Raw genomic sequence first — 20,365 nt, 5'->3', positions numbered from 1 at the left:
CTTCAGGTCGCTTCGACCTGAATCCAAAAAATGGTCCAGCATCAAACTGGAGCGAAATCTGAGCCGAGCCGGACTTCGTCCAACTCGACCGATTTCGCTCTAGGCCCCCGTCGCCTTCGACGAAAGTGCGGCCCGTTGACCGCCCCCGCAACTCTGCCACTGTCGCCGCTTCGTTTTTGGGGAACCGTCCATGATCCGCACCGTCCTTCTGGCCGCCGTCGCCCTGTCCGCCGTCGCCCTCCCGGCGCTGGCCCAGTCGGCGGCGCAGACCGATTCTGGCGAGGCGCGCGCCCGGCGCATCCTGGACGGCACGCCGCTGATCGACGGCCACAACGACCTGCCCTGGGCCCTGCGCGAGCACCACGGCAACGACCCCTACGCCGTCGACCTGACCCACGACCTGCGCGCCACGACCAAGCTGCACACCGACATTCCCCGCCTGCGCGCCGGCGGCGTGGGCGGCCAGTTCTGGTCGGTCTACGTCCCGGCCGACCTCAGCCCGACCGTGGCCGCGCGCGAGACCTGGAAGCAGATCGACACGGTCCGCCGCATCGTCGCCGCCCATCCGGATGTGTTCGAGCTGGCGACTACGGCGGACGACGTCGTCCGCATCCACGGCGAGGGCCGCATCGCCAGCCTGATCGGCATCGAGGGCGGCTATTCGATTGACGATTCGCTGGGCCTGCTGCGCGAGTTCCAGGAGGCCGGGGTCCGCTACATGACCCTGACGCACTCCAAGACCACGACCTGGGCCGACAGCGCCACGGACGCGCCGAAATGGGGCGGCCTGTCGCCGTTCGGCGAGCAGGTGGTCAAGGAGATGAACCGCATCGGCATGATGGTCGACCTCAGCCACGTCTCCGAGGACACCATGCTGGACGCCATGCGGGTCTCGGAGGCGCCTGTGATCTTCTCCCACTCCTCCGCCCGCGCCGTGACCAACCGGACCCGCAACGTGCCCGACAATGTCCTGCGCCTGATGCCCGAGGACGGCGGCGTGGTGATGGTCACCTTCGTGCCCGGCTTCGTCAGCGCCGCCCAGATGGCGTGGAACCAGGAGTTCGCGCTCGAGGCCGACCGTCTGGGCGTCGATCCGGGGGCGGAGACCCCTGACCCGCGCCTGCTCGCCTGGGCCGAGGCCCACCCCCGGCCCCGCGCCACGATCGCCGACGTGGTCGCCCACATCCAGCATGTCCGCGACGTCGCGGGTATCGACCATGTCGGCCTGGGCGGCGACTTCGACGGCGTGGACAGCCTGCCGGACGGCATCACCGGGGTGGACGCCTATCCGCGCATCCTCGCCGCCCTGATGGCCAACGGCTGGACCGAGGCCGACATCCGCAAGCTGGCGGGCGAGAACGTCCTGCGCACCATGCGCGCCGTCGAGGCCGTGGCCGCCGCCAAGCGCGCCGAACGCCCCAGCCTGGCCGCGCCGCTGGCGGGCGGGGCGCCGGAATAGCTAGTTCGAGCGCGCGTCCTCCAGCCGCTCGTAGGCCGGCTGCATCCACCGCTCCGCCAGCGCGCGCAGGCCCTCCGGCGCGGACCGGCGCTTGGCTTCTGCGTCGGCGGTGAACGGTTGGTCGCCCTGTTTGGGATTGCGGCCCGAGGCGGCGGTCAGGCGCGCGATCTCGTCGGGCGTCGGCGTGATCCCGAAATGGGCGGCGACCTCACCCCAGGCCGCGCCGGGCAGTTGGCCGTAGTCGACCAGCAGCCCGGGCGCCCGACCGTGCGCCTCCAGCCCCGCCGCATAGATCGCACCCAGCACCCGGGCGGCGTAGGCGTCCGCATCCGGCTCGGCGTCGATCCCGAACAGGGACGCCGGCAACAGGCCCGGCACGGTGTGCACCCCGCGCTGGCCCAGGGCGCTGACCAGCACTTCCACCGGATCGCGGTACAGGAAGACCCAGGGCGTCTCGGGGAAGGCCTCGCGGATCAGGTCGTGCTGCAGGGTGTTCCAGGCGTCGAACTTGACGAACAGCCGGCTCTGCCCGGGCGCCCGCGCCTGACCCAGCGCTCCGACCATGGCGCGCAGCAGGGCGACCTGCCGCTCGCGGCCCAGCCGCTCGCCCGCCCGGATGAGGCTGTCCACCGGCCCCGGCTCCGACAGCACCAGCGCCCCGTCCAGCCGACCCAGCAGATGCGCCAGCAGGGTCGAACCGCAGCGCGAGACATGGAAGATGAAGCCGGTCGGCGGGACGCCCGGACTGCGCCCGACCCAGGTCTCCAGTTCCGCCAGCGTCGTTCGCCGCCTGAACAGCGTGTTGGCCGGATGGCGCATCAGCCCGGTGAAGGTGTCGTCCAGGAAGGCCTCGGTGAAGCGCGGGGCGTCGCACCAGATCCATTCCACGACCGACGCCACGACATCGGCGTCGTCCCAGAAGATGCGGCCGGGCAACCAGCCGTCCAGCGCGCCTACTTCATCCATTGGTCGTTCCAGCGGCGGCGTTCGGTCGTCATGGCCTCGCGTACGGCCTCGGCGGTGAAGGGCAGGCCATGCTCGAGACCCAGCCGCACGGTCTCCTCGACGAACAGGTCGCGGTCGGTGGTGTCGCGCAGGTCGCCGTGCAGGGCGGGTTCGGCCGCGACCAGCGCCCGGAATCGGTCCAGATTGGCCATCGCCGCCTCGGCCCCGATCTCCGGCTCCGCCAGCCGGAAGGGATCGTCGGCCTCGAAGGGGATCCGGTCGCGCAGCCAGTCGTTGACGCCCACGTCGATGACCAGATGGATGCGGTCGGTCGCGCCGCCGTTGACCACCCGGTGCGGCTGGCTGAGGTCCAGATACCAGGTCTCGCCCGGCGCCATGACCACCCGCCGGTTCCGCAGGTGGAAGCTGACGTCGGGGTTGGTGACCACGGGCACGTGCAGCCGGGCCTCGCCCCGGTCGTAGCCCAGGTCGTAGTCGCGATGCTCCCGGATGACCCCGCCAGGCCCCAGCCGCAGCAGCCGCACCGACCGCAGCGGACAGTCCAGCGTCGCCAGCACCGCGCGGACACCGGGACAGAGATCCAGCAGGGGCGTGTCGGCGAAGGCCTCGGCCGTCGCCACCAGGCTGTCGGCGCCCTGCGCCGGACCGCGCAGCACCAGTCCGCTCCAGTCGCCGTCGTAGAAGCCCCGATTGAAATGCGGAATCCAGCCCTCGGCCGACAGGGCGTCGAGATCGGCCGTCAGGGCCGCGGCGTCGAAGGTGAGGGGCAGCCGGAAGCGGTCGATCATGCCCGCAGATTGTATTGGCTGTTCCGGCTCGCGCGTCCAGACGCTTCAGGGCAGGCCGTCGGTCTGCCGCAGCGCTTCGAACAGGGCGATTCCCGCCGACACCGACAGATTCAGCGACCGGGCCTCGGGCCGAAGCGGGATCACCACCCGTTCGTCGGCCGCCGCGTGCACGAAATCAGGCGCGCCCGTCGGTTCGCTGCCGAACAGCAACACATCGTCCGGCCTGAACGCGAAGCCGGGCAGGGGCGTCGCGCCCTTCGTCGTAAACAGCACCAGCCGCCCGGCGCCCCGATCACGCTGGAATTCGTCCCAGCCGGCGTGCCGGGTCATATGGCCGAGGGGGCCGTAATCCAGCGCAGCGCGCTTCATCGCCCGGTCATCCAGACGGAAGCCGGTGGGTTCGATCACGTGCAGTTCGACGCCGAAACAGGCGCTCAGCCTGATGCAGGCGCCCACGTTCTGCGGAATGGCCGGTTGAAAAAGGGCGAGACGCATTCTAAGGCCCTCATACGCGCGGCCCGGGGGCTTGTCGCGGCCTGTTTTGCGACCGTTTCGCAAGAAGCGTCAGCAACTTGCGGCTTTCCGCCGCAAACTCGGGCCGGGCGAGATTTCCGGGTTTCCGCTAATGCATTCATGCCGTGACCGCCATGCTCCTTCCCGGGCGTGGAATGCGGCGTACGAGGAGTGAGACGTGGCCGAATCGGTCGTTGAAGGCGAAGGCGGCGACGCCACCCGCCGGGACTTCATCCATATCGCCGCCGGCGCGGCTGCGGTCGGCGCGACCGCCATGGTCGTCTGGCCGTTGATCAATTCGATGAACCCCGCGGCCGATACCCTGGCCCTGGCGTCGATCGAATTCGACATGACCAAGGTCCAGGAAGGCCAGCAGGTCGTGATCAAGTGGCAGGGCAAGCCGGTGTTCGTGCGCTATCGCAGCCCGGCCGAACTGCAGCGCGTGATCGCCGACGATCACGCCAGCGACCTGAAGCAGCCGCAGACCGACGCGGAACGCACCAAGCCGGGCCACGAGAAGTATCTCGTCGTGCTGGGCAACTGCACCCACCTGGGCTGCGTCCCGACCTTCGGCACCGGCGATTTCGGCGGCTGGTTCTGCCCCTGCCACGGTTCGCACTACGACGCCTCGGGCCGCATCCGTAAGGGACCGGCTCCGGCCAACCTCGTGGTGCCGGAGTATGACTTCGTGTCCGACACCCGCATCAAGATCGGCTGAGGACGGATAAGAGAACGATGAGCGATCACGAATCCACCTACGTCCCCAAGACCGGCGTCGAGAAGTGGCTCGACACCCGTCTTCCGATCGTCCGCTTCGGCGCGGACTACATGTCGCTGCCGACTCCGAAGAACCTCAACTACTGGTGGACCTTCGGCGGCATCCTGGCCCTCTGCCTGGTCACGCAGATCGCGACCGGCATCATCCTGGCCATGCACTATGTGCCGAACACCGAACTGGCCTTTGCTTCGGTCGAGCGCATCATGCGTGACGTCAACGGCGGCGACCTGATCCGCTACACCCACGCCAACGGCGCCTCGATGTTCTTCATCGCGGTCTACCTGCACATGCTGCGGGGCCTCTACTACGGGTCCTACAAGGCGCCGCGGGAGATGATCTGGATCGTCGGCTGCGTGATCTTCTTCCTGATGATCGCCACCGCCTTCCTCGGCTACGTCCTCCCGTGGGGCCAGATGTCCTACTGGGGCGCCGAGGTCATCACCAACCTGATCGGGGCCATCCCGGTCGTCGGCGAGCCGATCCTGATCTGGCTGCGCGGCGGCCCGGCGATCGACAACGCCACCCTGAACCGCTTCTTCTCGCTGCACTACCTGCTGCCGTTCGTTATCGCCGGCTGCGTGGTCCTGCACCTGTGGGCCCTGCACCACGCGGGCCAAAACAACCCGGTCGGCATCCTGATCCCGAAGGATCGCGCCAAGAAGGACATGGTCCCGTTCCACCCGTACTTCACGGTCAAGGACGGCTTCGCCATCATCCTGTTCCTGATCCTGTTCGCGGTGTTCGTCTTCTTCATGCCGAACGCCCTGGGCCACGCCGACAACTACATCCCGGCCAACCCGCTGCAGACCCCGGCGCACATCGTGCCCGAGTGGTACATGCTGCCCTTCTACGCGATCCTGCGCGCGGTCCCGGACAAGTTCGGCGGCGTGCTGGCGATGTTCGGCGCCATCGGCGTGCTGTTCATCCTGCCGTGGCTGGACACCTCGAAGGTGCGCTCGATGCGCTACCGCCCGACCATGAAGATCTTCTTCGTGATCTTCGTCGTCGTCGGCGTGATCCTGGGCTGGTGCGGCGGTCAGCTGCCGGACGCCGCGGTCGTCCCCGGCATGCCCAGCTTCACCCTGATCGACGGCAAGCTGAACAGCTACCTGTGGCTGACCCGCCTGGCGACGCTCTATTACTTCGCCTTCTTCTTCGTGATCCTCCCCTTGGTGGGTCTGAAGGAGAAGCCGCTCCCGATCCCGGCGACCATTTCGGAACCCGTCCTGTCGGGCAGTGACGAGCACAAGGGCTGATCGCGACCATGATGACCCTCAAGACTCCGATGCGCTCCATGAAGAAGACCCTGGTCCTGATCGCCGCGGCGGCCGGCCTGACCCTCGCCGCCGGCCCCGCGCTGGCGGAAGGCGGCGGCCACCACCTGCGTGACGGCGGCTTCTCGTTCGACGGTCCCTTCGGGACCTTCGATCAGGGCCAGCTGCAACGCGGCTACAAGGTCTACCGCGAGGTCTGCGCATCCTGCCACAGCATGGACCTGATGCATTTCCGCACGCTCGCGGAACCGGGCGGTCCCTTCTACGACGCGCACCAGGCCAGCCCGGCCGAGAACCGCTTCGTCAAGGCGCTGGCCAAGGAAGTTCAGATCGCGGACATCGACACGGAAACCGGTGAGCCGGTGATGCGTGACGGCACCGCCGCCGACCGCTTCCCGCACCCGTATCCGAACGCCACGGCCGCCGCGGCGGCCAACGGCGGCGCGGCTCCGCCCGACCTGTCGGTGATGGCCAAGGCCCGTCACGGCGGCGCGAACTACATCTACTCGCTGCTGACCGGCTACCACGCCGTGCCGGAGGGTCTCACGATCCGTCCGGGCCAGAACTACAACGCCTACATGGCCGGCGACCTGACCCCGTTCTGGACGGGCGACGCGAAGCACGTGCCGGCCGGCGGCTTCATCGCCATGCCCGCGCCGCTGCGCGCCGGCCAGGTGACCTATGACGACGGCACGGCCCAGACGGTCGACAACTACGCCAAGGACGTCGCCGCCTACATCGCATGGGCCTCGGATCCCAAGCAGGTGGCGCGCAAGCGGGCCGGCGTCGGCACGCTGATCTTCCTGCTGCTGTTCGCGGGCGTGACCTACCTGTCCTACCGCCGCATCTGGAAGGGCGTCGCCCACTAAGGCGCCCTCCACAGGCTGACATGATCGACCCGCCGGAGCCCGCGCTCCGGCGGGTTTTTCATTTCCGTCTCCAGTGCGTTGCCAAGGTTGGGAAAGAACTTTAGAATACAAAGCGAAATCAAGGGAGGTCTCCATGATCCGCCGTCTTCGCTCCGTGTCCGCCGCCGCCCTGGCCGTGTTCGCCCTCTCCACGGCGATTCCCGCCGCCGCCCAGGTCGCGCCCAGCCCGACGGGCAGCCAGGCCCAGCGGACCGCCGTCGGCGCGCTCGACTTCCTGGACGGCGAGTGGCGCGGCGAGGCGGTGATCAACATGCCCGGCGGCCGCCTGGTCCTGACCCAGACCGAACGCGTCGGCTCCCTGCTGGGCGGTTCGGTCAAGGTGATCGAAGGGCGCGGTTACGCCGCCGACGGCGCGACCGGCTTCAACGCCCTCGCGATTCTCTCGTGGGACGAGCGGGCCGGACGCTACGGCTTCCGCAGCTACGCCAACGGCTACAGCGGCGACTATCCGTTCGAGCGCACCGAGGACGGATTCCGCTGGGAAACGCCCGCCGGGCCGAACGCGAAGATCCAGTACGTCGCCACCGTCCGCGACGGCGTCTGGCATGAGGTCGGGGACTATGTCGCCGACGGTCAGCCGCCCCGCCGCTTCATCGAGATGCGCCTGACCCGCGTCGGCGACTCGACCTGGCCCGCCGGCGGGGCCGTGTCGCCGCAGTAGGCGGCGCCTGATCGACAGCCCCCGAACGGCGCCCTACGGTCCGCCCCCTGTTCAAAAGGCTGAGGGTGTCCCGAGCATGCGTTTGTCCGTCTCTGTCGCCGCGCTGGTCGCCGGCGCGCTCCTGTCCGTCGCGGGCGCCGCCGGCGCCCAGACCCCGACCTTCGACACCGGCCGGCTGTCCGAGCATGTCCGCGTGCTGTCCGACGACAGCTTCGAGGGCCGGGGCATCGCCACGCCCGCCGAGCAGAAGGTCATCGACTACCTGAGCGCCCAGTACGCCGCCGCCGGCTTCCAGCCGGGCGGGCCGAACGGCCAGTGGACCCAGGACGTGACGCTGAACCGCTTCACCGCCTCCAACATCCGCGCCGGCTTCAAGGTCGGCGACACCGCCATCCCGCTGACCCAGGGCCAGCAGATCGTCATCTCCACCCGCCTGCCCAGCCAGCACACCATGCTGATGGACAAGCCGCTGGTCTTCGTCGGCTATGGCATCGACGCGCCCGAGCGGCAGTGGAACGACTTCAAGGACGTGGACGTCCGCGGCAAGGTCATCGTCGTCCTGGTCAACGACGCCGACTTCGAACAGCCGGAGCTCAACACCTTCGGCGGCCGGGCCATGACCTACTACGGCCGCTGGACCTACAAATACGAAGAGGCGGCGCGCAAGGGCGCCGCCGGCGTCATCATCGTCCACGAAAGCGCGCCCGCCTCCTATGGCTGGGCCACCGTGACCAACAGCTGGTCGGGGCCGCAGTTCGACATCGTCCGCGCCAACGCCGCCGCCGAGCGCGTGCCCATGGAGGCCTGGCTGCAGCGCGACGTCGCGGTCGAACTGTTCCGCGCCGCCGGCCAAGATTTCGAGGCCCTGAAGGTCGCCGCCCGCAGCCGTGACTTCCGCCCGGTCGAACTGACCGGTGCCACCTTCAGCGGCATGTTCGACGTCGCCACGACCCAGGTCACGACCCACAACGTCATCGCCCGCCTGCCGGGCACGACCCATCCGGACGAGACCGTCCTGTTCACCGCCCACTGGGACCACATCGGCGTCGGCGCGCCGGACGCCGAAGGCGATACGATCTTCAACGGCGCGGTCGACAACGCCACCGGCACCGCCGGCCTGCTGGAACTGGCCCGCGCCTTCGGCGCCGGTCCGCGGCCCCAGCGCTCGATCGTCATGATCAGCTTCACCGCCGAGGAAAGCGGCCTGCTGGGCTCGGAATACTATGCGTCCAACCCGGTCTATCCGCTGGCGACGACGGTCGGCGGCTTCAACGTCGATTCGATGAACGTCTACGGCCGGGTGAACCGCTACGGCATCACCGGCTACGGCCAGTCGGACCTGGACGAGCGCATCGCCGCCGTGGTCGAGACCCAGGGGCGCACCATCCAGCCGGACGCCAACCCGGCCTCGGGCGGCTACTTCCGCTCCGACCACTTCCCGTTGGCCAAGCGCGGCGTGCCGATGACCTACGGCGGCTCGACCGGCGACTTCCGCGACGAGCCGATCGCCGAGCGCCAGGCGTCCCGGTCCGAGTACGGCCGCAGCCGTTATCACCAGGCCGCCGACGAATGGTCGCCGGACTGGGATCTGCGCGGCCAGGTCGAGGACCTGCAGGTCCTCTATTCGGTCGGCCGCGACCTGGCGAACAGCCGCGTCTGGCCGCAGTGGAAGGAAGGCTCCGAGTTCGGACCGGCCCGCGCCGCGACGGCGGCCCAGCGGCGGTAGAGACCCCGCGTTTCCCTCCCCCTTGTGGGGAGGGATGTCGGCGCGTCAGCGACGACAGGGTGGGGTCCATATCCGAGCGCTCGGTTCCCCACCCGTCTCGCTTCGCGAGCCACCCTCCCCAGAAGGGGAGGGAGACGGCGCTGACATGACAAAAATGTAAGGAGCGGTCCTTCGGGGCCGCCCTAGAGTGCGCGCCATCAAATCGGGGGATGGAGCCTACTCAATGTTTCGCAAACTGACGGGCGGCATCGCCCTCGCCGCCATGCTTCTGGCGGCCGGCGCCGCCTGGGCCCAGAGCTTCTCGGCCGAGCGCATCAGCAACGACATCCGCACCATCAGCGCGGACGAATACCAGGGCCGCTATCCCGGCGCCGAGGGCGAGCGCATGGTGCTGGCCTGGCTGCAGGGGCAGTACGAGGCCATGGGCCTGCAGCCCGGCGGCCCGAACGGCCAGTGGCTGCAGCCGGTCGAGCTGAAGCGCTACACCCCGGTCGCCGGCGGCACGGCCAGCTGGACCGGCCCGGACGGCCAGTCGCACCCGCTGACGGTCGGAACCGACATCGTCCTGCGCGCCGTCACCAACGACGGTCGCGCCTCGATCCGCAATGCGGGCCTGGTCTTCGCCGGCTACGGCATCACGGCTCCCGAGCGGAACTGGGACGACTACGGCGACCTGGACGTGCGCGGCAAGGTCGTGGTGGTCATCGCCGGCGAGCCGGACGGCGAGCGGTTCAACGGCGAGTACGCCACCAACTATCAGTCGGGCGCCTACAAGGCCGACGAGGCCTTCCGCCGCGGCGCGGTCGGTGTCGTCACCCTGGTCCCCATGGCCGCCTCATCGCCCCCGTGGCAGGGCGCCATGCGCGGCGCGGGTCGCACTCGCACCCTGACGCCCGGCGCGGCGAACCTGGAGTTCTCGGGCGCCATCAACCACGACCTCGCCTTCGCCCTGGCCGCGGCGGCCGGGCTGGGCATGGACAGCTTCGCCAACACCGCCGGTGGGTCGTTCAAGGCCGTGCCGCTGAACGGCGTCACCCTGTCGCTGGACATCTCGGAGACCATCGACACCCTGGTCACCCACAACCTGCTGGCCCGCATTCCCGGGACCGAGCATCCGGAAGAGACCATCATCTATTCGGCCCACTGGGACCACGTCGGCGGCGCCGCCCAGCACCCCAATGTGACCGGCGACAACATCTGGAACGGCGCCTGGGACAACGCCTCGGGCACCATCGGGGTGCTGGAGATGGCGCGTCAGCTCAGCCAGGCCCCGCGCCCGAAGCGCTCCATCGTCTTCGCCCACATGGCGGCCGAGGAGATGGGTCTGCTGGGCGCCTACGGCTACGCCGCCGATCCGGTCTATCCGCTGGAGACGACGGTCGCGGACATCAACATCGACATGCTGCCGCTGTCCGGTTCGACGCGCGACATTCCGATCTTCGGCAAGGGCCAGAACGATCTGGAAGACCGGCTGGAGGCCCTGGCCGCACCGCTGGGCCGCTACGTCTCGGACGACCACATGCCCGAGGAAGGCTTCTACTACCGGTCGGACCACTTCCCCTTCGCCCGCATGGGCGTGCCGGCGATCATGCCGTGGCACGGCTGGGACTGGGTCGAGGGCGGCCGTGAAGCCGGCGAGGCCGCCTGGCGCGCCAAGTTCGCGGCCGACTATCACAAGCCCTCGGACGAATGGTCGGCGGACTGGAACCTGACGTCGGCGGTCGAGAACCTGACGCTGCTCTACCATCTGGGTCTGGACCTCGCGAACAGCAACGACTGGCCCGGCTGGAAGCCGACCTCCGAGTTCGCCCAGGTGCGCGCCCGTTCGGACGCCGCTCGCCAGTGACGGTCAGCATCCGCCCTCTGACCGGCGACGGCTCGCCGCCGGCGGAGGGCGAGTACGCCCAGGCCTGCGAAGTCAGTGGGGCGACCCGCTGGCTCTATCTGTCCGGCCAGATCCCGGTCGCGCCGGACGGGTCGCTGGCGCCCGACTTCATTGGCCAGTGCGAGCAGGTCTGGGACAATCTGGAGACCCAGCTGCGCGCCGCCGGCATGACGCTGGACAATCTAGTGAAGGTCACGACCTTCCTGTCCGACCGCGCCTACGCCCTGGAGAACCGCGAGGTGCGCATCCGCCGTCTGGCCGGCCGCCAGACCGCGCTGACGGTCATCGTCACCGGAATCTTCGACGAGGCCTGGCTGGTCGAGATCGAGGCCGTGGCGGCGGCGTAAGGTCGCCTTGTGGGGCTTCGCCAATCGCCCCACAGTCCGCCCCATGAGCCGCTGGTCGCCGCAGCCCGCACCGCAGGAACCCGACGGCCTGATCCTGTTCGACGGGGTCTGCGTCTTCTGCTCGCGCTGGGTGCGGTTCGTGATCGACCATGATCCTGAGGGGCGGTTCCGCTTCCTGCCGATCCAGTCCGAGGCCGGGCGGGCGCTGGCGGTGCGGTACGGCATCGACCCGGAGGCGCCGCAGACCAACGCCGTGGTCCTGGACGGACGCATCTTCTTCAAGTCGGACGCGGCGCTGAGTGTGCTCGGCGTGCTCAGGGACACGCGGCCGTTGGCGGTCTTGAAGGCGGCGCCCCGGGCGCTGCGCGATCCCGTCTACGACCTGATCGCCAAGAACCGCTACGCGATCTTCGGGCGGACGGAGACCTGCATGGCGCCGTCGGCGGCCGACCGGGCGCGCTTCCTCGCATGACCACAGTTCTCGTGATCGGAGCGGGCGGGGTGTTCGGTTCGCGGCTGGCCGAGGGGCTGCTGCGGCACGGCTTCGGCGTGGTGGTCGCGGGGCGGGACCGGGCGCGCGCCGAAGGCGTGGCCGCGCGGCTGAGGGCGGCCTTCCCGGACGGGCGGGTCGAGGTCGCCGTCATGGACACCGCGACCCTGACCCCGGAGACGCTGAAGGCCACGGGGGCGACCGTCGTCGCCGACATGGCCGGGCCGTTCCAGGGCGCGCAGCCGACGACGGCGCGGGCCGCCATCGCGGCGGGCCTGAATTACGTCGACCTCGCTGACGGCCGGGACTTCGTGAAGGCCTTCCCCACGCTGGACCAGGCGGCGAAGGCGGCGGGCGTCGTGGCCCTGACCGGCTGCAGCTCGACCCCGGCCCTGTCCAACGCCGTGCTGGACCGGCTGACCGAGGGCTGGCGCGAGGTGGTCTCGGTCGAGGCCGCCATCTCGCCGGGCGCGCGGGCGCCGAAGGGCCTGTCGGTGATGCAGGCCATCCTGTCGTGGCTGGGACGGCCGGTCATGGTCTTCGACGGCGGCGTCTGGACGATGCGGCGGGGGTGGAGCGGGCTCTACAAGCGCGACTTCGGCAAGGCCGGACAGCGGAGGGTGTCGCTGTGCGAGACGCCGGATCTGGACCTGTTCCCCGCCCGGTTCGAGCCACGCGAGCGGGCGCTGTTCCTGGCCGGGATGGAACCGTGGCCCCTGCATCTGGAAGGCTGGCTTCTCGGTTGGCTGGTCAGCCTGTTCCGCTTCGATCCCGTACCGCTGGCCAAGCCTCTGCTGGCGCTGGCCGGGCCGCATTCCGTCACGGGTTCGGACCGGGGCGCGATGCGGGTGCAGGCCTATGGCGTGGACGGCGAGGGCCGGGCGGCGCGCGCGGTCTGGCGGCTGGTGGCCGAACCGGGGGAGGGGCCGGTGACGCCCAGCCTGCCCGCGCTGGCGGCGATCCGCGCCATCATGGCGGGACAGGTCGCGCCGGGCGCGGGGCCTTGCGTCGGCGTGTTGCCGCTGGAGGCGATCGTGGACGAGATGGCGCCGCACGGACTGGCGACGGAGAGGCGGGCGGAGCGGGGCGCGATCTACGCCCGCGCCATCGGCCCGGCGTTCGACGGCCTGCCCGCGCCGGTCCGGGCGCTGCATGAGACGCCGGGGCGGTCGCTGTGGCGGGGACGGGCGACGACCGAGGGCGCGTCGAGCCCGCTGGCGGCGCTGGTCGCCCGCATCGTCGGCTTCCCGAAGGCGCAGGCCGACTGTCCGGCGGAGGTGGCCATCGACGCGGACGGCGACCGGTCGATCTGGCGCCGCCGGATCGGCGGCCATGCCTTCGCCAGCATCCTGTCGCGGCCGCGTCCGGGCGGGCGGGTCAATGAGCGCTTCGGGCCGCTGAGCATGGACCTGGGCCTGACGCCCGAGGACGGGCGGCTGGTCTATCGGGTCGAGGGCTGGCGGGCGGGTCCGATCCCGCTTCCACACTTCCTGTGTCCCGCCACCACGGCCTTCGAGGAGGTCGACGGGCAGGGCCGCTTCGTCTTCGACGTGACCATCACCGCGCCGGTGATCGGGCGGCTGGTGCGGTATCGGGGCTGGCTGGAGCGGGAAGCCTGATCCTTCTCCCCTTGGGGGAGAAGGGCTCAGCTCGTCGGAGCCACCGTGGCGCGGGCGATCAGGTCGCACGCCTGGGCGATGCCGGCTTCGGTGGTCAGGGTCCCGGCCTGGATTTCCTCGGCCCAGTCCATCAGCGGCTTGCCGGTGACGGCGCCGCGGTTGGCCTCTTCTTCCAGGTAGATCCCGCCGTTGGCGGTCGCGACCGCGTCCCAGGCGGCGCGGACGCCGGCCCAGTAATCCTTGGTGGCGGCCCAGTAGTCGTCGCCGGGCTTGGCGTCATAGTTGTCGACGCGGCGGTAGGTGTTGATCACGTCTTCCTGGACGATGGCGACGGGATCGCCGGCGTCGCCCTCGGCCTGGCCCATCTTCACGTTGTCCTGGATGTGGACCCAGCCCTGCGGGGTCAGGGCGTGGCGGTTGACGCCCAGGTAGCGGTCGTAGATCGGGTTGCGGACCGCGTCGCGGCGGGCCAGCGGGCGCCAGGTGGCGTTGCTGGTCCACTCGGCCAGGCCGTGGTCGTAGTCCCAGTGGCCGACGCCGCCGTAGCGGGGGCTGTCGTCGGTCTGCCAGACGGTCTGCGACCAGGCGCCCCGGCGTTCCCCGGCCGAAACCGGGGTGACGGTCCAGCGGTTCGGACCGGCGTAGGTCAGGACCGTCTCGGGCTCATAGACCCAGTCCTGGCGCCAGTGCTTGATCACGAAGTGGTTGCCCGCGTCGTCGCCCATGACGAGGATGTGCTGCAGGCTGATGCGCGTGCCGTCGTCGTAGACGACGCGGACGATCTCGTCGCCCGCCGACAGCTTCTCTTCCAGCGGCTCATAGCCCTCGCGGAAGCTGACGTTCTCTCGCATGTCGAAACGGACCCGCCATTGCCCCGCCTGGGCGAGGATCGACTGGCGATCCCGCTCGAACTGGCTGGCCGCCGGCGCGTCGACCGAGGCCGCCGCGGCGGCGGGCTCGGCGCCACTCGAGGCTTGGGCCGGGGCGGTCGCCGCGAGGGCGGCCAGGACGGTGGTCAGCAGCAGTGCGCGGCGCATGGAGCGTTCCTTCGAATGCGAGTCAGTCGCGTTATCGTCTTCTGGTCTCAGTACCGCAAGGCCAGCGAGAGACCGAAGTTGCGGCCGGGCTGGGTGTAGGCGTCCTTGACCGCCGACGAGGCGGCGACGCCGCGGACGTCGCTCCACCAGCTGTACTTCTCGTCCAGGACGTTGAAGAGGCCGGCGCGGGCCGTGACGCGGTCGGTAAGGGCGAACCAGGCGGTCAGGTCGACCAGGGTGAAGTCATCGCCGGTGTAGCAGCCGGCGGCCGGGTTGGCCGCGTTGTAGCAGCCCAGACCGTCCGTATCCTCGGCGTCCTTGGCCTGCGACCAGGTCAGAACGGCTTGACCGCCGAAGCGGCCCTGAGGCTCTTCATAGCCGAGGCCGAAGACGACCTTGATCGGGTCGATGGTCGGCAGCTGGCGGGTGACGCCGGCGCTGGTGGTCTCGCCGTCGGCATAGGCGAAGGCGAAGCGGGCGCTGACGCCGTTGTCCCAGAAGGCGTTGGCGCTGGCCTCGAAGCCCTGGATCTCGACGTCGGTGAAGTTGATCCACTGGTAGACCATCGGATCGGCCGGGGTGCCTGCGCCAGAGACGACCTGCTGGCTGATGAAGTCCGAGTAGTCGGACTGGAAGACCACGGCCTGGCCCGCGAACGTGCCGCCCAGCAGCGAGATGTCGCGGACGCGGACGCCGAACTCGACGCTCTGGCTGGTTTCCGGCTTCAGGTTCGGGTTCGGCAGCGAGGTGTAACCGAAGGCCAGGTTGGCGAAGTAGTTGTTCACCTGGCTGGGGGTCGGGGCCTTGAAGCCCTCGGCCCAGTTGGCGAACAGGCCGAAGTTGTCATGTCCCCACCAGACCACGCCCAGCTTGGGCGAGACGTGGTCGTCCGACTGGTCGGCGCGCGGCCCCGGATACAGCGGATCGTTGGCGGTGCTCAGGTCATAGGTGTCCCAGCGGACGGCCGGGACGATGCGCAGGTCGCCGCCCAGCAGGGTGATCTCGTCCTGGACATAGACGCCGCCCAGCGAGAAGTCGGTCTTGGGGAAGGCGCTGGTCGGGAAGGTCTCGCCGGCCGGCGGCACGGTGCCCGAGCGCACGCCTTCCTGGGTCGTCTCGGACCAGTCGCCGCCGACGGTCAGGCGGTTGACGCCGATGGTGCGGGTGAAGTCGGTCGAGACGCCGAACACCTCGTTGTCGAAGGTGTTGTCGCGGCTGCGGTCGACGGCCGGGGTGCGGTCCTCGAAGGTGTACTGGCGGGTCTCGGCGGTCTGGCCGTAGACGGTCAGGCGGCCGCTGTCGAAGCCGAGGACGTCCTTGCCGCGCCAGCCGGCGCTCCAGCCCTCGCGGGTGGTGGTGTCGTCGGCCAGCAGTTGCAGCACGGTGAGGCTGCGGCCGCTGAGGACGTCCGCGGTCATCTCGCTTTCGAAGTAGTCGTAGGTCAGGCGCAGGCTGTGGCCCGGCGCGAAGTCCCAGACGCCCTTGGCCAGGAAGGCGTCGGAGCTGACGTCCATGGGGTTGGCCTGGGTGCGGGCCGAGCCCGTGCCGCCGACGGATCCGGCGTTCTCGGTCTCCTGGGCGTCGCGGCCCGTCCAGGCCAGCATGCCCGAGAAGGCGCCGCTGCGGGCGGCCATCATGCCGGACTTGGTCAGGCCTTCGTCGGCCGAGTTGTAGCCGACGCGCGCGCGGGCGCCGAAGCTCTCGCCGCTGCGAATGAGGTCGGCGGGGTCCTTGGTCGTGAAGGCCACGGCGCCGGCCAGGCCGTCCGAGCCGTACAGGGCCGAGGCCGGGCCGCGCAGGATCTCGACCGAGCGCATGAGGTCGAGGTCGGCGTAGCCGCCGCGGCCCACGCTCTGGGCGCCGAAGGTGAAGCCGTCCGGCACCCGGACGCCGTCGACCAGCATGAGGACGCGGTCGCCGCCCATGCCGCGGATGGTGAAGCCTTCATTGCCGCCGCGGCCGGTCGTGCCCAGGGCGGCGCCGAAGCGCTGGGGCTGGCTGACGACGCTGACGCCCGGCTCGAAGCGGACCAGGTCCTTGATGTCGGTGACCAGCTCGTTCTCGATCTGGGCGGCCGTGATGACGGTGACGGTGGCCGGGGCTTCGTCGGGGCGGACCTCGGTGCGGGTCGCCAGCACGCTGACCGGGGCCAGCTCGGTCGCGTCCTGCTGGGCGGCCGGGGCGGTCTGGGCCATGGCCGAGGGAGCGGCGGCGACGGTCAGGGCGGCGAGCCCGGCGGAGAGGAGAAGCGTGCGCATGTATGGTCCCGCTTGAAGAGGTGGCGGGGCAATTACTGCGAACGACTCTCACAATCAATCGCGATAGGGACGAAGTTGTGGCCTGATGCGAATAAGTCGCAGGTTCTGGCTCAGCGCTTGCGGACGAAGACGGTGCCGGCGGAATAGCCCGCGCCGAAGCTGCAGATCAGGCCGGTGTCGCCGGGCGCGAAACCGTCCTGGTGCAGATGGAAGGCGATGATCGAGCCGGCCGAGGATGTGTTGGCGTATTCGTCCAGGATGATGACGTTCTCGTCGCCCTCGGGCTCGCGGCCCAGCACCTTGCGGCCGATGAACTGGTTCATGTTGATGTTGGCCTGGTGGAGCCACATCCGCTTCAGCCCCGTGGGATCGACGCCCAGTTCGGCGGCGTGGTCGACGATCATGTCCGAGACCATCGGGACCACATCTTTGAAGACCTTTCGGCCCTGCTGGACGAACAGCTTGTCCGGCGCGCCGATGCCCTCGGGGGCGGCGTTGTTCAGGAAGCCGAAATTGTTGCGGATGTTGTTCGAGAAGGTGGTCTTCAGGCGCGTGCCGAGGATCTGCCAGCCGCCCGGAGCGGCCTGGTCTTCCGCCTCGATGATCACGGCGGTGGCGACGTCGCCGAAGATGAAGTGGCTGTCGCGGTCCTTGAAGTTCAGGTGGGCCGAGCAGACTTCCGGGTTGACCATCAGGACGGCCTTGACCGAGCCGGAGGCGATGAAGTCCGCCGCGGTCTTGATGCCGAAGGTGGCCGAGGAACAGGCGACGTTCATGTCGAAGGCGAAGCCGTCGATGCCCAGGGCCTGCTGGACCTCGATGGCCATGGCCGGATAGGCGCGCTGCATGTTGGAGGCGGCGCACAGGACGGCGCCGATCTCCGACACCGGCTTGCCCCAGGCGGCGATGGCGTCTCGGGCGGCCTTCACCGCCATCTCGGCCAGGACCGACAACTCCTCGTTGGAGCGTTCGGGGATGTTGGGGGCCATGCGCTCGGGGTCGAGTACGCCGGCCTTGTCCAGGACGAAGCGCGACTTGATGCCCGAGGCCTTCTCGATGAACTCGACCGACGACGGGGTCAGGGCGGCGACGTCGCCCTCGGCGATTTCGGCGCTGTGGCGTTCGTTGAAGCGCTCGGCGTAGGCGTTGTAGGCGGCCACCAGTTCTTCGTTCGAGATGGACTGGTCGGGCGTGAACAGCCCTGTGGCGGCGATGACGGCGTTGGTCATGGTTTTCTCTAAGCGCCCCTAACGCTCGGCGTGCGACGCCTCGCTGCATGAGGGGCGCGCCCGTTCTGTTTCTGGACTGACTAGATAGGCCTGTCAGGTTCGCCGGTCGAGGTGGGCGAGAACACGTTCGGCGACGGAAAGATGCAGCCGTTCGACCATCTGGCCGTCGATCCGGATCGCTCCCTTGCCCCCGGAATCCGGCGAGGCGAAGGCGGCGACGACGGCGCGGGCCCAGGCGATCTCGGCCTCGGAGGGCGAGAAGGCGGCGTTGGCGGGCGCGATCTGGGACGGATGGATCAGGCTCTTGCCGTCGAACCCGTAGAGCCGCCCCTGAGCGCATTCGGCGGCGAAGCCCTCGGTGTCGGTGAAGGCGTTGTAGACGCCGTCGATGGCCAGCAGGCCGTGGGCGCGGGCGGCCGCGACGGTGGCGGCCAGCCAGGGCTTCAGCGGTTCGCGATCGGGGGAGGGGCCGGTGCGCAGTTCGGCGGCCAGGTCGTTGACCCCGAGCATCAGGGCCTCCAGCCCATGGAGGCTTGCGATGGCGTCCAGCTGGGCGAGGGCGCGAGGCGTCTCGATCATGGCCCACAGGGCTATGCCCTGAGGCCGGAGGGCGTTCAGGATCTGGGCGATCCGGGCGTCCACCTTGGGGACGACGATCAGGCCGACGCCGGCGTCTGCGAGCGTCCGGAGATCGTCGGCGCCGTCCTGGGTGTCCAGCCCGTTGATGCGGACGCCGAGGCGCGGGCCGAAACCGCCGGCGCGGACGGCCTCGACGGCGGCGGCGCGCGCGTCCGCCTTGGCCTCGGGCGCGACAGCGTCCTCCAGGTCGAGGATGGCCACGTCGCAGTCCAGCGTGCGCGCCTTCTCGATGGCGCGCGGATTGCTGGCTGGGAGGAAGAGGGCGGAGCGGGCCATCAGACCTTGCCGGTGACCGGAACCAGGGCGCCCGTGATGGCGCGGCTCTCCGGCGAGGCGAGGAAGAGGATGACCCGGGCGAGGTCCGACGGCTGGACCCATTTGGACGGGTCGGCGTCGGGCATGTCCTTGCGGTTCTGCTCGGTGTCGAGGATCGAGGGCAGGACGGCGTTGACGGTGACCGCGGTCGACTTCAGCTCCTCGGCCAGGCTTTCGGTCAGGCGGTGGACGCCGGACTTGGAGGCGGCGTACGCGCCCATGCCGGCGGCGGCCTTCAGCGCGCCGTTGGCGCCGACGTTGACGATCCGGCCCTCGGGCGAGGCCTTCAGGTGGGGCAGGGCCGCGCGGCTGGCGTTGAGCGCGGTCGACAGGTTCAGGGCGAACATCCTGTCCCAAGCCGGTTCCGCATCATCCGTCGTTTGCCAGACGAAGCCGCCGGCGACGTTGAGCAGGGCGTCCAGCCGGCCGAAATGCGCCGCGGCGGCGTCGACGGCCGCCCTGGCCGAGGCCGGGTCGGTGAGATCGACCCCGCCCAGCTCCAGCACGCGGTCCGGAACCGCATGTCCCGAGGCGTGATCGATGACGGCGACCTTCAGGCCGTCGGCCAGGGCGGCCTCGACGACGGCGCGGCCGAGAACCCCGTGGCCTCCGGTGACGGCGATGACGCGATCAGACATGGGGAACTCCGGCGAATGAAAAAAACTTGGGTGCGAAGAGTGCGAAACAGAGACTGAAAAACACCGTCCGAACCGTCCGATGCGTTCGGATCGAATTCGGGAAAACGCTACGAAAACAACGAAACCCGGAAGAATCGTCCGGGTGAAATAGTCGGACGGTCCGGGCTCCGTTTCGACCTAGCCGAACACCTTGGCCATCAGGCCTTCAAGAGCATAGGCGTCCGCTGCGTCAAAAGCGGACGTTTCGGTCGCGTCCACGTCGAAGACGGCGATCAGGGCGCCCGAGGCGTCGAAGACCGGGACGACGATCTCGCTGGCCGAGCGGGCGTCGCAGGCGATGTGGCCGGGGAAGGTGTGGACGTCCTCGACGATCTGGGTGGTCCCGGTCGCGGCCGCCGCGCCGCAGACGCCGCGGCCGAAGGCGATTCGCAGGCAGCCGAGCGTGCCCTGGTAGGGGCCGACCACGAGCTCGTCCCGCTTGGTCTCGTCGACGACGTAGAAGCCGGTCCAGAAGAAGACGGGGAAGGCGTCGGCCAGCATGGACGAGACGGTGGCCATGCGGGCGACGCGGTTCGGCTCTCCCTCCAGGACGGCGAGGATCTCGGCCTCGACCTCGGCATAGCGGGCGGCCTTGTCGGCGGGGCGATCGTCGCGGGCGACGTAGGACATGGGGGCAGGGCTCCGGCGGGCGTCGGTCGCATATAGGTCGATGGCGAACGGGAAGCGAGGCCGGGACTTTTCGCCTGACAGGCGAGTTCGCAAGCCGCTGATTCCCGTGGACAACTCCTGAAAGGACACAAAATGGCCGTGTTGC

At 69.6% G+C, this 20,365-nt stretch carries 19 protein-coding genes; 10 read left to right on the top strand and 9 right to left on the bottom strand.

Translation table 11 applies throughout. The annotated features are described in order from the left end of the window. Positions 1 to 190: 190 nt before the first annotated feature. On the top strand, positions 191 to 1,459 hold the full coding sequence (locus AC07NB_RS05210; protein WP_494571197.1) for a dipeptidase: 1,269 nt from the start codon (positions 191 to 193) through the stop codon (positions 1,457 to 1,459). Here the strand turns inward: AC07NB_RS05210 and AC07NB_RS05205 are convergent, their stop codons facing one another. The 3 genes from AC07NB_RS05205 to AC07NB_RS05195 are packed head-to-tail and all read right to left on the bottom strand — an operon-like array spanning position 1,460 to position 3,708. Beyond that, positions 1,460 to 2,425 (bottom strand): sulfotransferase family protein, encoded by a 966-nt coding sequence (locus AC07NB_RS05205; protein ID WP_494571196.1) that lies wholly within the window; start codon positions 2,423 to 2,425, stop codon positions 1,460 to 1,462. Then, positions 2,413 to 3,213 carry an aspartyl/asparaginyl beta-hydroxylase domain-containing protein gene (locus AC07NB_RS05200; RefSeq protein ID WP_494571195.1) on the bottom strand — a complete coding sequence of 267 codons (801 nt, stop codon included), beginning with the start codon at positions 3,211 to 3,213 and terminating at the stop codon, positions 2,413 to 2,415. Before AC07NB_RS05200 ends, AC07NB_RS05205 begins: the two co-directional genes overlap by 13 nt. Positions 3,214 to 3,258: 45 nt before the next feature. Next, on the bottom strand, positions 3,259 to 3,708 hold the full coding sequence (locus tag AC07NB_RS05195; RefSeq protein ID WP_291833911.1) for a tRNA (cytidine(34)-2'-O)-methyltransferase: 450 nt from the start codon (positions 3,706 to 3,708) through the stop codon (positions 3,259 to 3,261). Between the two features lie 196 nt (positions 3,709 to 3,904). Between AC07NB_RS05195 and petA the strand changes: the two genes are divergently transcribed. The 9 genes from petA (at position 3,905) to AC07NB_RS05150 (ending at position 13,435) form a co-directional block, all read left to right on the top strand. After that, on the top strand, positions 3,905 to 4,444 hold the full coding sequence (petA, locus tag AC07NB_RS05190) for a ubiquinol-cytochrome c reductase iron-sulfur subunit (protein ID WP_291833914.1): 540 nt from the start codon (positions 3,905 to 3,907) through the stop codon (positions 4,442 to 4,444). 17 nt (positions 4,445 to 4,461) lie between these two features. Beyond that, positions 4,462 to 5,760: a cytochrome b gene (locus tag AC07NB_RS05185; protein ID WP_494571194.1), complete on the top strand. Its 1,299-nt coding sequence runs from the start codon at positions 4,462 to 4,464 to the stop codon at positions 5,758 to 5,760. Between the two features lie 8 nt (positions 5,761 to 5,768). After that, positions 5,769 to 6,647, top strand: coding sequence for a cytochrome c1 (locus AC07NB_RS05180; protein WP_492313799.1), 879 nt, complete (start codon positions 5,769 to 5,771; stop codon positions 6,645 to 6,647). A gap of 133 nt (positions 6,648 to 6,780) precedes the next feature. After that, the gene (locus AC07NB_RS05175; RefSeq protein ID WP_494571193.1) at positions 6,781 to 7,368 is read left to right on the top strand and encodes a DUF1579 domain-containing protein; all 588 of its coding nucleotides are present in this window, start codon (positions 6,781 to 6,783) and stop codon (positions 7,366 to 7,368) included. A gap of 76 nt (positions 7,369 to 7,444) precedes the next feature. Then, complete coding sequence (locus AC07NB_RS05170; protein ID WP_494571192.1) at positions 7,445 to 9,094, top strand: M28 family metallopeptidase; 1,650 nt, start codon at positions 7,445 to 7,447, stop codon at positions 9,092 to 9,094. Between the two features lie 223 nt (positions 9,095 to 9,317). Further along, complete coding sequence (locus tag AC07NB_RS05165; protein ID WP_494571191.1) at positions 9,318 to 10,940, top strand: M28 family peptidase; 1,623 nt, start codon at positions 9,318 to 9,320, stop codon at positions 10,938 to 10,940. Continuing rightward, entirely contained in the window at positions 10,937 to 11,326 is a 390-nt protein-coding gene (locus AC07NB_RS05160) for a RidA family protein (RefSeq protein ID WP_494571190.1), read from the top strand. The genes AC07NB_RS05165 and AC07NB_RS05160 overlap by 4 nt, the downstream gene beginning before the upstream one ends. A 43-nt stretch (positions 11,327 to 11,369) precedes the next feature. Beyond that, the gene (locus AC07NB_RS05155) at positions 11,370 to 11,798 is read left to right on the top strand and encodes a thiol-disulfide oxidoreductase DCC family protein (protein WP_494571189.1); all 429 of its coding nucleotides are present in this window, start codon (positions 11,370 to 11,372) and stop codon (positions 11,796 to 11,798) included. Next, a complete protein-coding gene (locus AC07NB_RS05150) occupies positions 11,795 to 13,435 on the top strand; it encodes a saccharopine dehydrogenase family protein (RefSeq protein WP_494571188.1) in 1,641 nt (546 codons plus the stop codon). The genes AC07NB_RS05155 and AC07NB_RS05150 overlap by 4 nt, the downstream gene beginning before the upstream one ends. A gap of 26 nt (positions 13,436 to 13,461) precedes the next feature. Here AC07NB_RS05150 and AC07NB_RS05145 read toward each other — a convergent pair whose 3' ends face one another. The 6 genes from AC07NB_RS05145 to AC07NB_RS05120 form a co-directional block, all read right to left on the bottom strand. Then, positions 13,462 to 14,472, bottom strand: coding sequence for a DUF6607 family protein (locus AC07NB_RS05145; RefSeq protein ID WP_494571187.1), 1,011 nt, complete (start codon positions 14,470 to 14,472; stop codon positions 13,462 to 13,464). Positions 14,473 to 14,519: 47 nt separating this feature from the next. Further along, on the bottom strand, positions 14,520 to 16,730 hold the full coding sequence (locus AC07NB_RS05140) for a TonB-dependent hemoglobin/transferrin/lactoferrin family receptor (protein WP_494571186.1): 2,211 nt from the start codon (positions 16,728 to 16,730) through the stop codon (positions 14,520 to 14,522). A gap of 110 nt (positions 16,731 to 16,840) precedes the next feature. Further along, positions 16,841 to 17,959, bottom strand: a complete 1,119-nt coding sequence (locus AC07NB_RS05135) for a beta-ketoacyl-ACP synthase III (protein ID WP_494571185.1) — start codon at positions 17,957 to 17,959, stop codon at positions 16,841 to 16,843. Positions 17,960 to 18,052: 93 nt separating this feature from the next. Further along, a complete protein-coding gene (locus AC07NB_RS05130) occupies positions 18,053 to 18,874 on the bottom strand; it encodes an HpcH/HpaI aldolase/citrate lyase family protein (protein ID WP_494571184.1) in 822 nt (273 codons plus the stop codon). Beyond that, the gene (locus tag AC07NB_RS05125) at positions 18,874 to 19,551 is read right to left on the bottom strand and encodes an SDR family NAD(P)-dependent oxidoreductase (protein ID WP_494571183.1); all 678 of its coding nucleotides are present in this window, start codon (positions 19,549 to 19,551) and stop codon (positions 18,874 to 18,876) included. The genes AC07NB_RS05130 and AC07NB_RS05125 overlap by 1 nt, the downstream gene beginning before the upstream one ends. 177 nt (positions 19,552 to 19,728) lie before the next feature. After that, positions 19,729 to 20,220, bottom strand: coding sequence for a GAF domain-containing protein (locus tag AC07NB_RS05120; RefSeq protein WP_494571182.1), 492 nt, complete (start codon positions 20,218 to 20,220; stop codon positions 19,729 to 19,731). Positions 20,221 to 20,365: the final 145 nt, after the last annotated feature.

It is taken from the genome of Brevundimonas sp. GW821-FHT09G01, assembly GCF_059416065.1.
Note: the sequence above shows the minus strand (reverse complement) of the source record. Positions and strands in the feature narration are given on the sequence as shown.